The organism is Photobacterium angustum (genome assembly GCF_003026365.1).
Classification (GTDB): domain Bacteria; phylum Pseudomonadota; class Gammaproteobacteria; order Enterobacterales; family Vibrionaceae; genus Photobacterium; species Photobacterium angustum.
Genome location: NZ_PYOM01000031.1, coordinates 1 through 14,836, shown reverse-complemented (window position 1 = coordinate 14,836; position 14,836 = coordinate 1). Strand labels below are relative to the sequence as shown.

The 14,836-nt window shown below is 43.7% G+C and carries 13 protein-coding genes; all 13 read right to left on the bottom strand.

Going from position 1 to position 14,836, the window contains the following annotated elements; translation table 11 throughout:
* Nucleotides 1–363: 363 nt before the first annotated feature.
* The gene (locus tag CTN01_RS21905; RefSeq protein ID WP_045069941.1) at nucleotides 364–1,806 is read right to left on the bottom strand and encodes an NADH-quinone oxidoreductase subunit N; all 1,443 of its coding nucleotides are present in this window, start codon (nucleotides 1,804–1,806) and stop codon (nucleotides 364–366) included.
* Complete coding sequence (locus CTN01_RS21900; protein WP_045148380.1) at nucleotides 1,793–3,295, bottom strand: complex I subunit 4 family protein; 1,503 nt, start codon at nucleotides 3,293–3,295, stop codon at nucleotides 1,793–1,795. Before CTN01_RS21900 ends, CTN01_RS21905 begins: the two co-directional genes overlap by 14 nt.
* 18 nt (nucleotides 3,296–3,313) lie before the next feature.
* Complete coding sequence (gene nuoL / locus CTN01_RS21895) at nucleotides 3,314–5,194, bottom strand: NADH-quinone oxidoreductase subunit L (protein ID WP_045148382.1); 1,881 nt, start codon at nucleotides 5,192–5,194, stop codon at nucleotides 3,314–3,316.
* Nucleotides 5,194–5,517, bottom strand: coding sequence for an NADH-quinone oxidoreductase subunit NuoK (gene nuoK, locus CTN01_RS21890; protein ID WP_005368949.1), 324 nt, complete (start codon nucleotides 5,515–5,517; stop codon nucleotides 5,194–5,196). The genes nuoL and nuoK overlap by 1 nt, the downstream gene beginning before the upstream one ends.
* Entirely contained in the window at nucleotides 5,514–6,047 is a 534-nt protein-coding gene (locus CTN01_RS21885; RefSeq protein ID WP_045148383.1) for an NADH-quinone oxidoreductase subunit J family protein, read from the bottom strand. Before CTN01_RS21885 ends, nuoK begins: the two co-directional genes overlap by 4 nt.
* 14 nt (nucleotides 6,048–6,061) lie before the next feature.
* A complete protein-coding gene (gene nuoI / locus CTN01_RS21880) occupies nucleotides 6,062–6,595 on the bottom strand; it encodes an NADH-quinone oxidoreductase subunit NuoI (RefSeq protein ID WP_006646487.1) in 534 nt (177 codons plus the stop codon).
* 25 nt (nucleotides 6,596–6,620) lie between these two features.
* Entirely contained in the window at nucleotides 6,621–7,598 is a 978-nt protein-coding gene (gene nuoH / locus CTN01_RS21875; protein ID WP_045148385.1) for an NADH-quinone oxidoreductase subunit NuoH, read from the bottom strand.
* Entirely contained in the window at nucleotides 7,598–9,964 is a 2,367-nt protein-coding gene (gene nuoG, locus CTN01_RS21870) for an NADH-quinone oxidoreductase subunit NuoG (RefSeq protein ID WP_045148386.1), read from the bottom strand. Before nuoG ends, nuoH begins: the two co-directional genes overlap by 1 nt.
* Before the next feature lie 2 nt (nucleotides 9,965–9,966).
* Nucleotides 9,967–11,250: an NADH-quinone oxidoreductase subunit NuoF gene (gene nuoF / locus CTN01_RS21865; RefSeq protein ID WP_045083986.1), complete on the bottom strand. Its 1,284-nt coding sequence runs from the start codon at nucleotides 11,248–11,250 to the stop codon at nucleotides 9,967–9,969.
* Nucleotides 11,250–11,816 (bottom strand): NADH-quinone oxidoreductase subunit NuoE, encoded by a 567-nt coding sequence (gene nuoE, locus CTN01_RS21860; RefSeq protein WP_005368937.1) that lies wholly within the window; start codon nucleotides 11,814–11,816, stop codon nucleotides 11,250–11,252. The genes nuoF and nuoE overlap by 1 nt, the downstream gene beginning before the upstream one ends.
* 87 nt (nucleotides 11,817–11,903) lie before the next feature.
* On the bottom strand, nucleotides 11,904–13,601 hold the full coding sequence (gene nuoD / locus CTN01_RS21855) for an NADH dehydrogenase (quinone) subunit D (protein ID WP_045148387.1): 1,698 nt from the start codon (nucleotides 13,599–13,601) through the stop codon (nucleotides 11,904–11,906).
* Nucleotides 13,601–14,152: an NADH-quinone oxidoreductase subunit B gene (locus CTN01_RS21850; RefSeq protein WP_005368931.1), complete on the bottom strand. Its 552-nt coding sequence runs from the start codon at nucleotides 14,150–14,152 to the stop codon at nucleotides 13,601–13,603. The genes nuoD and CTN01_RS21850 overlap by 1 nt, the downstream gene beginning before the upstream one ends.
* On the bottom strand, nucleotides 14,149–14,523 hold the full coding sequence (locus tag CTN01_RS21845) for an NADH-quinone oxidoreductase subunit A (RefSeq protein ID WP_005368929.1): 375 nt from the start codon (nucleotides 14,521–14,523) through the stop codon (nucleotides 14,149–14,151). Before CTN01_RS21845 ends, CTN01_RS21850 begins: the two co-directional genes overlap by 4 nt.
* Nucleotides 14,524–14,836 lie beyond the last annotated feature (313 nt).

The following is a 14,836-nucleotide window of genomic DNA, read 5'->3' as shown; positions in this document are numbered from 1 at the left end:
TTGGTTCTAATGACTGGTTTTTATTTGTTATTGCAGTGTTTGGGTCTTTTATTGTTTTTACTTTTAGTTTTTATGACTGCTTATTGTTCTGTTTTTTGTCATTTTGATGTCATTTATGACTTCTAAAGAAAATGTCGATTTTTAATGTTAAAAAATAACGTTAATTAGTTTTATATTCTGATGGGTTAGGTGAGGATTTAATTTTTTGTTGATATAACAGAGGATTGTACTTTTAGTAACGCGCTTTTTTGCAGGGTTTTTCGTGAGGAATAGGGCAAAATGAAATGAGGGAAGTGTAGGTTGAAAGAAATAAAGAGAAGACATGAAGAACCTCGCTGCTTGTACAGCGAGGTTGCTCATTTGTTAAAACATATAAGTAAGTACTGCCTGAGCAAAGATGCCCAATGCGATGGTGGCAAAAGCACTGACACTGATCACCGCTGTTGAACCAAACTCTACGCTTTCAACATCCGCAGATTGGTTGTGGTGGTGATATTCCTCTTTAGCGAAAAAGGCCAGTAGGATACGAAGGTAGTAAAATACGGAGACTGCAGAAGCTAATGCCGCGAGTACAACCATGCCTAAATATCCGTTACCAAGTACACTTGAGAACAGGAAGAACTTGGCAAAAAAGCCAGCAGTAGGGGGAACGCCCGCCAATGAAAGCACAGCAATCGCCATTGCAACACCAGCGAGTGGGTAACGTCGACCTAAACCGCGATAACCTTTTAATTCACCCGTTGGGTTATGTTTGTTTAACATTGCAATCACAGCAAACGCGACCAGATTCATCACGGCATAACTCAGCCCGTAATAAGCAGTAGCATGAACCGCTTCTGATAAAGAGGCGCTACTGTTCGGGATCACACTGGTTAGTGCCATGAGTGCGTAGCCGAAGTGGGCAACGGATGAATAAGCCAGAATACGTTTGATATTGGTTTGGCGGAAAGCCAATAGGTTACCAAACACAATGCTAAATAACACAAAGCCCCAAAGTACAAACGAGATTTGATCCCAAATAGGTTCAATCTGAATCACGAAGTGAATAACAAATGTCAGCATTGCAATTTTGGCGATACTACCAATAAATGCCATCACAGGCGCAGGTGAAGCTTGCAGTGTATCAGCCAGCCAGCTATGAAATGGTGCTAAAGCCAGTTCAAAGCATATGCCTACAAATAACATCATAAAGCCGATCAATGCGACCATCGGCATCGCGTTAGCACTGGTGAGCGCTTTAGGTATTTCACTAATAACGATAGTACCCGCACCAAAATAGATCAGTGCAATACCAAACATAAAGAATGCTGCAGCAACAGTGGCTGTAACAGCATATTTTAGCCCACCTTCGATAGCTCCTTTACGTTGAGGGTTCCATGCGATTAGCGCAAACATTGGAATGGCAATGGTCTCCATCCCTAGGAATGCTGCTAACAAGTTACTTGCTGAGGCCAAGATAAATGTACCGAGTACAGCTATCAGGATCAGTGCGTAAAACTCTTCTGCAACATGCTTGTTGAGGGCTGGGTAATTTTTAGCCAGTAATATGGTTGCCAGTCCACCTGCTGCGAATAATTCAAAAGCAACGAGTGTGAAATGATCAATAACCACAAAGTTTTCAATATTCGCACTGTGTCCGAATAAAGAAGCCACTGATAACATGGTCGCTAATAGCACCACAATCGATCCCATATAAGGGAGTTGTTGGTTGTTCTTACCAGGTAGAACACCCAATAGTAGGACACCTAAAGCACCTAGTCCTAGGATGGCAAAGGGTATTGCACTAATTAACTCATAAGATGACATTGATAACCCCTTCAATCAATGAATATGAACCCGAATGAATGGATGCCAGTGTTTCGGTTGATGACATCATAAGTTGCAGTAAATAGTTCGGCTCTAAGCCAACCCAGAACAATCCAATGACAATGATGGATGCTGTTAGCTTTTCTCGTGCTGTCAGATCTATTAATTTACGTTGTTCATTGTCGTCAGAGATTGGCCCTAAGAATGCCAGTCCATAGGCTCTTAAGAAGTAAACCACACCTAACACTATCGAGAATGCAGCCAAGCTTGTCCAAAGAGGTGAGACAGAGAAACTACCTGCGAGTAGTAATATCTCACCGGCAAAGTTACCTAAGCCTGGAATACCCACACTTGCTGCAACAATAAATAGTAGGAAGACGCTAATACCCGGGAGGACTTTATATAAGCCGCCCATTTCATCAAACTTACCGCTAAACCCGCGCGCTTGAAGCATACGTACAACGGCAAACAGACCTGCCACTGAAAGACCGTGAGCAATTAATTGGATCACTGCGCCATTCAATGCTTGAAGTTGCCATGCGAAAATCGCTAAGACCACTAAGTTCATGTGACTGATACTTGAGTAAGCAATCACATTACGGAGATCTTTTTGACGGAAAGCGAGTAGGGCGGCGTATAAGCTACCGATTGCACCCAGTGCCATACCGATATACATCATTTGATGCATTGCTTCAGGGAAGATAGCTAAACAGAAACGCAAGATACCGTATGCGCCGACGTTAGCCATAACACCAGATAGCAGTAGTGACACTGCAGGTGCTCCTTCGCGGTAGGTGTCAGGTGCCCAAAAGTGAAATGGGAAACCTGGGATCTTAATTAAGAAAGCAATTAAGAATCCGCATACAACTGGAATAGCCAATTCACCCGTAATTGGATGGGAAGCTAAGTAGAAGTAGTCAAATGTCCATACACCTGTGTTGTTACCATTAATGATGTAAAGAGCAACAAGCGATACAAGCATTAATAAAGAGCCTGTAATGGTCACAAGGACAAATTTTAATGCTGCTTGTTTGGTATCTTTACCGCCCCAGAAACTCAACATGAAGTAAATCGGAATTAACATCAGTTCCCAAAATACGTAGAAAAGCATGAGATCAAGAGCAAGAAATGCCCCCATAATGCCACTGAGTGTTAATAGCATTAGTGGGCCAAAAGCCTGCCAACGATTCACTTGGTGCCAAGCAACAAGCATTGCAACGATGAACAAGGTACAGGTTAAACCAATCAGGCTTAAGCTGATCCCATCCATGCTGACTAAATATTTAATGCCGAAGTCAGGGATCCAGTTGAGGCTTTCTGTCATGGAAAAACCATGAACTTGATGCGTGATAAATATCCAAGCTACTAACATTGACTCAATAATGAGTGTGGTTAATGTCATGGAGCGGGCAATAAATGGTAGCTTACGGCAACTTGAGCCGATAAGTAGTGCAGCTACCATGGGTAAGAAAATCAATAAACTAAGCATATATCAAACCTAAATAGCTCAAACCAAGTAAAAAAGTAGAAGAACAGATCCTGCAATCATCATAATGACATAACGAGAAAGCTGGCTGCCTTGTACATCACTAACGGCTTCGCCTGAGTGAGATAACATTGCCGCGATCCCTTTCACAATGGCCTGATTCAGCACCCATCGTTCAATAACCGTTTCTAGCAGCTTGGAAAGACCTTTGAAGCCACGAATAACCGTTAGTTTTGACAGGTCGTCGATATACCATGCTGAGTTCAGGAATTGACAATTACCGATGCCATGCTCCTGTTTAAGCTCTTGTTTTACTAAGATGTATGCAATCCATACTCCAGCAATAGCGACTAATGAGCCAACCACTTGCAGCATAAGACCTGCAGAGGTTGCAATCTCTGGCGCTGTACCTAATTGACTATCAATCCACGGAAGGAATAGGTGAGGACCAAAAGACCATTCGTTAGGAAACTGCATCCAACCAATAGCGATCGAACCAACGGCTAAAATACCCGTTGAAACTTTCATCTGCCAAGGAAGACCATTATTTTTCAGGTAGCGAGGTTCGCTAAACGCTGTGCGGTTTTCACCATTGAAGACCATAAAGTACATACGGAAGCTGTAAATACTGGTAAATAATGCGCCCGCTAAACCAAGTGCACCCAGTAACCAACCTAAATGGCCCGTTTCCGTTGCTGCTATGATGGCATCTTTTGAGAAGAAGCTTGCAGTGATGACAGGCAGCGCGGCTAAACTTGCAGAGCCTGCTAGGTAAGTCCACTTAAGCCAAGGAAGTCGTTTGCCGAGACCGCCCATTTTGCGAATGTCATGATCGTGATTAAACATATCGATAATGACACCAGAGCTGATAAATAGCAGTGCTTTAAAACACGCATGAACAATGACGTGGAAAATAGCCAAATCATAAGCACCTACACCTAGCGCAGCAAACATGTAGCCAATTTGGCTGATGGTTGAGTAGGCGAGAATACGTTTGATGTCGTTCTGCGCCAGCGCACATGTTGCTGCATAAAACGCCGTAAATGCACCCACAAGTGATACCCACCATGTGACATCAGGTACTAAATTAAAGAGCACATGATTACGTGCAATTAAGTACACCCCAGCCGTTACCATGGTTGCTGCGTGGATCAATGCCGATACCGTAGAAGGACCTGCCATTGATTCAGGAAGCCAAACATGAAACGGGAACTGGGCTGATTTGGCCATACCGCCGAACAAGAATAGAAGACAAATCGCGCCAATTAACCATAAGTTCATCGATTGCTGGCTAGCAATAGTATAGATCTCGTTAAGGTTAACGGTTTTGAACACGCTGAATGTCAGTAAGATACCAATCGCAAGTAAGGTATCGCCAATGCGTGTTACGACGAATGCTTTACGTCCTGAGTACACATTCTTTTCTTTGTTGTAGTAATGAGAAATCAGTCCGTATGAACATAGCCCCATGATTTCCCAACCTGTGTATAGCAGAATTAAATTATCCGCCATCACAAAGAACAACATGCCAGCAACGAATAGATTTAAATAGCAAAAGTAGCGTCTTTCACCAAAATCACGGCGCATGAAGGGAACGGAGAACAAGTGGATAAGAAATCCAACCCAGCTTGTCACTGTCATCATTACTAGCGAGAGGCGATCAACCGATAAACCAATGTTGACGTTCCAATCACCAACAGCCATCCACGTCCATAATTGCTGGTGGAAAGCTGGGTTAAAATCACTGGATAGCCATAGCATGCCTGTGAGTACAGCCGACACTAAGACGGAGAGTGAAGCGAGTATACCGCTTGCACGAGTCGGAAAGTGCTTGCCAAATAAGACAATTAAGGCGGCGCTGAAAAGCGGAGCGGCAGGAATTAACCATAACCATGTATTCATTACAGTTCTCCCTTACTAATTAATGTATTGCTAAGCTGGTTAAGTTTGTCGATACGGGTTGTTTTTAGGTGTTTGTACGACAACATGGCGAGCATCAAGACAACAGAAAGCTCACAGCCTGCTGCAATCATCAAAAAGATAGTAATGATTTGTCCTGTTGGATTTCCCCAATGTTGACCTGCTTCAACAGCGGCTAACGCAACGCCATTAAGCATGACTTCGATACCCATAAGTACGAACAACAACTGTCGGCGAACAACAACAATTAGTAGGCCAATAATGAACATGGCAAAGGATAAAATTAAGATAGTCAGTGGACTCATACGTGCTCCTCCACTTTATCATCAGTCTCTGAGTGGCGAGCTTTCATTTGTGCCGCGAGATAAATCACAGCGACTAAAGCACCAAGTAAGAGCGTTGATAGCGCTTCTATCGCGAGTTTGTAATGATTAAATAAATCCGCACCAACAGCTTTAGGACTGATGGTTTTGATCGTTTCAATTGTATAGAACTGATGACCGTGATTTAGAACGATGAAAGCCTCAACTAACATAACGGTTAGTAAGATCACCGGTAAAATTACAGTGCGATTGGCCGTGAGTGGGAAGGTGCGGCTTGCCGGACTCAACATAATGAAGAAGACAAACAACACCATGATTGCCCCGACGTACAAAATAATTTGTAACGCGGCAATAAACGGCGCACCCAATAAATAGAAAATAACAGCCAGTGCGAGTAGCGACGTGGTTAAATACACCGCACCATGCATAGGCTCTTTGACAAACAGTAAACTGATTGCCGCCAATAGCATGATGGCACTACTGGCATAGAAAATAATATTCCAAGTTAACATGAATGATGATGTCCTTATGGCAGCAGAGAGTACACATCGATTGGTGGTTTTTCATTTTCACCATCGCCGATAGCTTTACCTGTAATTGCTACACCTGCTTGCTTGTAGTAATTAAAGTCTGGGTGTTTACCTGTGCCATCAATGAGTAAGTCTTCTTTTTCATAAAGCAGCTTGTCACGAGAATATTTACCCATTTCAAAATCAGTGGTGCATTGAATCGATAGGGTTGGACATGCTTCTTCACACATTCCACAGAAAATGCAGCGACTGAAATCCAGTTCGAATGTTTTGGCATATCGACGCTCATCTTCTCGCTCAGCACCTTGAATGGTGATTGCATTAGCAGGGCATACTGAAGAGCACAAATAACAAGCAACACAACGTTCATCACCGTCAGGATCGCGCGTTAATACAATGCGACCGCGCCAGCGTTCAGGTAAGTCTGGTTTTACCTCTGGATAACAAACCGTATCGCGTGGTGCCCAAACGTGCTTAATGGTTGCCGCAAAAGCCCCTGTGACCTCTTGTAAAATCTGTATAACTTTCATGATTGTCTCTCTCTAATGTTGGTGGCTACATCCAGAATGTACCGACAAGGGCGGTCAAAATGATGTTGACGATGCCGATTGGAAGTAAGAATTTCCAACCGAATGCCATTAGCTGGTCGTAACGCGTTCGCGGTAAGCTGGCACGCATCCATACAAAGAAGAAAACTAACAGGAAGGTCTTCAATACAAACCATAAGACGCCAACAAGCGGATAGGCTTCAGCCCATGGTCCGTGCCATCCGCCGAGGTACAAGGTTGTTGCCATTGCACCGACGAGGATCACACCTAGGTATTCACCAAGGAAAAACATCGCAAAAGGCATACCGCCATATTCGGTATTAAAACCGGCATTAAGCTCGTTTTCGGCTTCAGGCATATCGAATGGCAAGCGGTGAGTTTCTGCAATACCTGCGATTAGGAATACAAGGAAGCCAACCGGTTGAAGGAGGATATACGGTGTCGTTTGTGCATCAACAATTTGCGTTAAGCTAAAGCTGCCAGCAAGCATAACCACACCCAATACCGCCATACCCATTGCTAATTCATAACTGATTAACTGAGCAATAGTACGAATTGCGCCAAGCATGGTGTATTTCGAGCTTGATGCCCATCCGCCTAAAAAGACCCCATAAGCGTGAATGGAGCTTAATCCCATCAAAAAGAGCAGACCGATGTTTAAGTCTGCTGCCCATGAGATATTTTTACCTATAGGCAGTAAAGCAAAGCTAACAAGAATCGATACCACGACAAGGATTGGTGCTAAAGCGTAGAGCTTTTTGTCGACAAACCCGGGCATGAAATATTCTTTTGTTAGCAGTTTTGCTGCATCACATAGTGCTTGGAATAACCCTAATGGACCTGCTCGGTTAGGGCCGTAACGGTCTTGCAACAGTGCTAGACAGCGACGTTCAAACAGAACGGTATAGCCTGCAACTAAAATCAAACCAAAGATAGTGATAACCATACCGACCAGAATAAAAATCCAGTACTGCAATGAATCCATTAGGCTTCTCCCATCATAATGACCGATGCACTACCAATAATGTTTTTGATTTCCTCCTTTTTATCTGCATCAATAAAAAGCTCAGAGGTGCGCTCAAGACACAATGGTGAAGCAATATCAGCCTGAAGTAGGCGCATATCTGCTTGATTTAAAGCAACTGTGAGGTCAGCAACTTGAGAGGAAATCACCGCAGGGCGTACCAACTTCTGATCACCGCAAGTAATCATTAATTGATCACCATTGCTAAGGTTTAGCGAGGCAGCCAGTCTGGGATTTATTGAAGCGGAAGATCCTGGCTTGAGAGAGCGGATTTCAGGCGCATGATCGGCAACATATCCTTCACCAAACCATTTACTCAGTGCAACTTGCGGCTGAGTACTTTGAATTGCTGGTGGATTTGTTTTCTGTTCAAGCGGTAATTCAGTGCACTTAAGCTTGTCTTTTTCGATGATGATCCCGTCATCACCAGCTTGAGGTAGCATCGGTGCGAGCTCAGTTAACCATTGTTCGATTGTCTCAGGTGATTTCATTAAGGTTTCAATCATGTCATGAGCGTCAATCGTGGCTGTTTTTCTCGCGAAAGCCTTGCTAAAACGCTGTAGTCTACCTTCATAGTTAATCGTCATACCGTCCCTTTCTGGCCATGCTGCGAGTGGCAATAAGGTGTCGCTTAAGTGTGCTGTTTTGGTTAAGACTTTATCGATCACAATCAATTGATCTAGCTTGTCATGTAATGCATGCCAGTGTGGATGATTGGTATTCAGGGGATCGCTGCCGACAACAACCAATGTCTTTATTTTGTCATTCTCTATTTGCGCCATCAGCTCAGCACATGAGTTTTCTTGTGCTGTTAATGCTGCATTAACAGAACCGGCACTCGGTAAAGCAATCGCCATTTTGGCTGTAGGTGCAAGTGACTCTGTAATGGTATTAAGTAGAGAGATATCTGCAGTGTTAAGCAGTTCAGCCACACCAATAATGACGGGTTTTTCCGCCTGTTTTAGTGCATTGGCAACATCTTTAATCCAGAGATCTTCCATAGCACCATCATGAACAGCTGTGTTAATTTGTGTTAAACAGTCTTGCCATTGGCTTGGTGCTAATGCTTTAACATGGCCTCGCTGAAGTTTATTCAAGGCTGTGACGAGGTGAGAAGGTGTTGCATGTAATACATACACATCTTTTTTAGCTTTGATAACTTGGCGTACCGCAAGATCAAGCATAGGCGCATGTTCAGTGAGCTCTCCTAACACGAAAACCGCATCTGATTGCTCTATATCTGATATAGAAGGCGCATTGTGATTCGCTGCTACAGCGGTTTTCGTCAAGGCTTCTTGTTGCGGTGAAATAAATGGTGAGAACGGCGCATTCATCTCTTTTGCAATAGCTTTAAGTGCCAAGTTAGTCGTGAGATCTTCTTCTACGGAACCTAAAATACCCACATGACCTTCAGCTCTAACAAGGGCTATTTTCAGTGCATCTAGAGGTGATGTTTTTACGACTTTACCTTGCTCTGATACGTATTTAGGTCTTGAGTGCGACTCGGTGCCATGAGACCCATAACGACCACGATCACAGATGAAATAAGGATTTACTTTTGATTCTTCGTTGTTAGGTTGAACGCGTCGTAGGGTTCCTTCACGTCCACCAACTTCGATATTACACCCCACACTACAACCTGAGCAGATTGAAGGCGCTTTTTCTAACATCCATGTACGGCTGTATTTACGGCGGTAAACCTTATCGGTAAAAACGCCGGTTGGACATACGCTGACTAAATTGCCTGAGAATGGACTATCGAATGCACCATCTTCTGTACGACGGAAAAGCACGTGATTGCTTGACCCCATTGCACCAAAATCATCACCAAGCGCATAGTCTTGATAAAAGCGTACGCAGCGATAACAGGTCACACAGCGGTTCATGGTTTGATATACCAACGGACCTAGGAATTGATCCGGCATGGTACGTTTTTGTCCATCATAGCGGCGGTAAGCATGGCCGACACTGATGGTTGTGTCTTGAAGGTGACAGTCACCGCCTTCATCACAAACAGGGCAGTCATTGGGGTGGTTGGTCATATAAAACTCAACCACGGCTTTTTGGATTTGTTTTGCTTTTGGCGATTTAAAACGAAATTGCTGGCCATCTTGTGCTGGAATGCTACAAGTCATGACGGTACGCGGTCTTTCACCTTCTTTTTGTGGCACGGTTTCCATGGCACAAATACGACAAGAGCCTGCGGCACCTAATGCTGGGTGGTAGCAAAAATAAGGCGTATCGATCCCTGCTTTACGCGCAGCGTCTAACACGTTCTGTCCTGGCTCAAATTCGACAGCTTTGTCATCTATATAGATAGTTCCCATGATCAACATGCCTCCGCAGTTAGCTGGTGGTTGTGAGTACAGCGTTGCCCTTCAATATGGGATTCAAAAACATGTTTGAAGTGTTTTAATCCAGTCATGATTGGCATCAGCGCCCCCGGTGCAAGCGCACAGAAGGTGTTGGGATAGATGGTTTCACAGAGCTCATGAAGCAGATCCAGATCTTTGGAGGTCGCTTCACCTGTTTCAAATTTTTTCAATACATGTACGACATACGGCAAGCCATCACGGCAAGGTGTGCAGTAGCCACATGATTCTCTTGCGAAAAATTCTGTCAGGTTGATCATGAAGTCTATTGGACAAATCGCATCGTCCATCACAATGATCCCGCCAGTACCTAAACGTGAACCAACAGTCGCTGGGCCGTCCCAATCGAGTGGGATGTCGAGATGTTCAGGGAGCATGAATTGCGTTGAGGCACCACCTGGTAGAAAACCGACAAGCTCACGATCGTCAAGTAATCCGCCAGCGTGCTCGAAAATAAGCTCTCTAGCTGTAGTCCCTAATGGCAACTCAAAGAAGCCAGGCTTTTTGACCGGACCAGACACTTGGTAAATATGGCTTCCTGCGGCATCACCTTTACCTTGAGATTTGAACCACTCGGCACCTTTATGAACGATCCAAGGAATATGACAGATGGATTCCACATTGTTGACTATGGTTGGCTGTCCCCACAGACCTTTTACGATAGGGAAGGGCGGTTTAGAACGCGGGTTACCACGGTAGCCTTCAAGAGCATTGAGTAGGGCGGTTTCTTCACCACAGATATAGCGCCCAGCACTTAAGTGAACGTCAACATCAAGATCCCAGCCAGAGCCCATGACATTTTCACCCACAAGCCCAGCCGCTCGTGCTTCTTGAACCGCTTTCTCAAGTCCTTTTGCCCCTTCGCGATATTCTCCACGAATGAAAACAAATGCTTTGTCTGCACCAAGTATGTAACTACTTGCGATAACGCCTTCTAAAATAGTGTGCGGATCGCGATAAAGCACTTGTCTATCTTTAAACGAGCCCGGTTCTGATTCATCTAAATTCACGACTAAGTAAACGGGGTGACTAGCATCTTTTGCAAGGAAGCCCCATTTCACACCAGTGGGGAAACCACCACCACCACAGCCACGTAGACCAGATGCTTTAAGTTCTGCGAGTAAAGGCTCTCTTGGTTGACCAATAATGGAATTAAGGCTTTGGTAACCACCATTTTCACAGTACTCAGCAAAATTTAATGGTTTTGGATGATGAAAGTTACGTGAAAGTACTAAATCCATTACATCACCTCTTCATTCGGTTTTGCTGGCGCATCTTGAGGAGTCAGCATCGAAATAATGTTTTGGTAATCAGGCTTCTCTGATAGCTTGATCTCTTCTTCTGCTAATTCAGTTAAGATCATTCGCATGCGTTCAGGTGTTAGCTCACCTTCAACACGATCATCATTGATCAGAGCAGCAGGCGCGCGATCGCATAATCCAAGGCAAATACTCGGTAGAACGGTAATGCTGCCATCATTAGCGATCTCTCCTAATGCTTTACCTGTTGCATTTTCTGCCGCTTCTAGCACTTTTTTCGCACCTCGGGTATGGCAAGAAATGCTGTCACAGACACGCATGACATTGCGACCAACAGGGCGTCGGCGCAAAAGCGTATAAAACGTGATAAGTTCATCTAGCTGCGTTGTTGATAGGTCTGTAAGCTCACTAACAAGGTTGAGACTTGGTTTCGTGATATAGCCATATTTATCTTGCATAAAATAAAGACAATAGATGGCACCGGCTCTTTTTTCTGGGTAATGAGCAATATGCTCTTCCAGATGAGCTCTTTCTTGATCTGTTAACATGATTTCCTCACATTGCGGACTTTATTTATGACGAGCGACATTTGTCTTATTCGTCTCAACATCTACATGGGATGTTGTTTTTATTGTTTAGCGATCAATATCAGCGAGTACGTAATCGATAGAGCCGATTAAACAGATGATATTGCTCAATAAGTCGCCTTTAGAAACGGCTTTAACGGATTGGAAATGTGTAAATGAAGGTGTTCGGATTCGGACACGGTAAGGGCATCCTGTTCCATTACTGATGGTATGGTAGCTTGTGACACCTTTAGCGGTTTCCGTTGCATAAAAGGTTTCAGCAACAGGGAAGTTAAAGCCTCTGCCTGTATCAACAAAGCTGTGGATCAGGGTTTCGATATCACGTAATGCATTTTGTTTTCGAGGAAAACCAAAGTTAGGCGCATTGTCAGCAAGGATAGGACCTTCAGGCATACGCGCCGCCGCTTGTCGAATGATCTTCAAACTCTCAACCACTTCTTGCACACGGAGAACGGTACGGGTGTAGGCATCACCATCTTGGCCAACAGGAACGTCAAAGTCGTAATCTTCGTAACCCATATAAGGGAAATCTTTACGTATATCGAAGTTAATACCTGTTGCACGCAAGTTTGGTCCTGTTAAGCCCCAATCAAGCGCCATTGACTGACTGTAAACCGCAATGTTTTGTGTCCGTACTTTGAAGATCATTGAGTTGGTCATTAACTTTTCAAGATCGGGGACAAGTTGCTCAATACCTTGGCAGGCATGTTCAACTTTTTCTTCCCAGCCATCAGGTAAATCTTGAGAAACACCACCAATTCTGAAGAATGCAGGGTGCATACGACCGCCACAGATCAACTCGATAACATCGAAGATTTTTTCACGCTCGGTGAAAGCATAAAAAGCGGGAGCCATACCCCCTAGGTTATGCGTGATACTTCCAAACCATACAAGATGGCTCGAAATTCGGAATAATTCGCATAACATAATCCGCATGGTCTTGGCACGTTCGGGGACTTCAATCCCAGTCATTGCTTCAAGCCCTAGTAAGTAGGGCAGTTCACCTGCTACACCACCTAAGTAATCGATACGATCGGTATAAGGGATGTAGTTATGAAAAGTATGACGCTCTGCAATTTTCTCTGCCCCGCGATGGTGGAAGCCAATCTCTTGATCCAAATCTTCAATGAATTCGCCTTTCATTTTAACTTTTAGGCGGATAACGCCATCGGTTCCGGGATGGTTAGGACCGATGTTTAGTACCATGCTGCCATCGTTTTGCTTCCCTTGAATATCATAGGACTTCATAACATCATCGAAGTCAGGACCTTCAAGATCGAAAGGTTCATCCATTAAGGTTGCACGACAAGGATAGGACTTACGCAGTGGGTGACCTTTCCAAAAATCAAAAGTTAAGATACGGCGTAGGTCGGGGTGATCAGTGAATTTAATCCCGAACATGTCATAGACTTCACGCTCATACCAATTCGCGTTAGGCCAAAGTCCAACCACGGTAGGTACTTCAATGTTGTCATTAGCAATGTGTGTACGAATGGAAATAAATGCCTTATTTTTCACACTCAGCAGGTAATAAAACACACTGAGTCCGCCACCACGTTCACATTCATCAATTGCTGAAAGGTCAAACAACATTTCAAATTGCGAAGAAGCTTCATTTTTTAAGAAGTGTAAGGTATCGATAAGGTGTTCTTTTTTTACCTCGAAACTTTCACAACCAATGATTTCGTGGTTTGGCGCTTTAGCACCGAAACGCTCAATGAGTATTTGACGATCGTTATTATTCATTATTCGACCCTCAAACCGAGTGGTTTACGGTTTTTACTTAGCACAGATACTGGGTTAGCTTGAACGTGCTCTTGAAGCATGATTAATCCCTCGAGTAGGGCGTCTGGACGAGGTGGGCAACCAGGGACATAGACGTCAACAGGAAGAATTTTATCGACGCCTTGTACAACACTGTAGATGTCATACATGCCGCCTGAGTTTGAACAAGATCCCATTGAAATCACCCATTTAGGCTCAAGCATTTGGTCATAGATATGCTTCATTAGCGGTGCCATTTTCACAAAGCAGGTACCAGCGGTGATAAGCACGTCGCTTTGGCGTGGTGAGCCACGAAGTACTTCAGAACCAAACCTTGCCATGTCATAGCGAGGCGTCGCTGCCGTCATCATTTCAACGAAACAGCATGATGTCCCAAAGTTGTAAGGCCAGAGCGAATGCTTCCGGCTATAGGAAATAAGATCATCAACTTTACCAACAATATTGGTAATGATGTTGTTGCCTTTTTCATTCGAGGAATTATCGACGTTAACGGTTTGAATTATATCGCTCATGACTCATACACTCCGATTTGAAAAACACCTTTACGTATCATGTAAATGAACCCTAAAAGTAAAATCACCAAAAAGGTGACGCCAGCAATGACACCCGGTATACCGAGTTGCCAATAGTCGACTCCCCATGCAAAAAGGATTGCGGCTTCTAATTCAAAAATTAGAAACGCAACAGCGATGAGGTAATAACTAATAGAGAAGTTATGCTTTGTCGTTCCAGAGGGTAAAAGTCCACACTCGAAAGGCTGTTCTTTATCAAAACGACGCCCGAATCCACCAAGAGATTTACTAATAAATAAAATGGAAGCGATCACCGCTAAGACGAGAAGGCTGAAGACACCGATCATGATTCCTGGGTTGAAATCACTCATTTGCACTCCTTGTCGAATTTGATGCATTAGCCATCAAGCACACTTGATAAACCAAGGTGCTAACAGCGTGAGCTTACATCTCATTCGTACTTCAACATTACTTTCAAAAGAGCTTAATTTAATTGGTCGTTAAACTAGCCCTGTCGTTATTTTTATACGTTGCATACTTAGTCACTATTTCTTATTTGAGAGTTGTTAAAAATAGACAAATAAATGCAACCAGTTGAACCTAACAGTTACTTTCTGAACAAATACTTAACAAAAAAATGCAAAGCCTTTTCATTTTTGAAATAAAAAAAATCGATTTTAATTG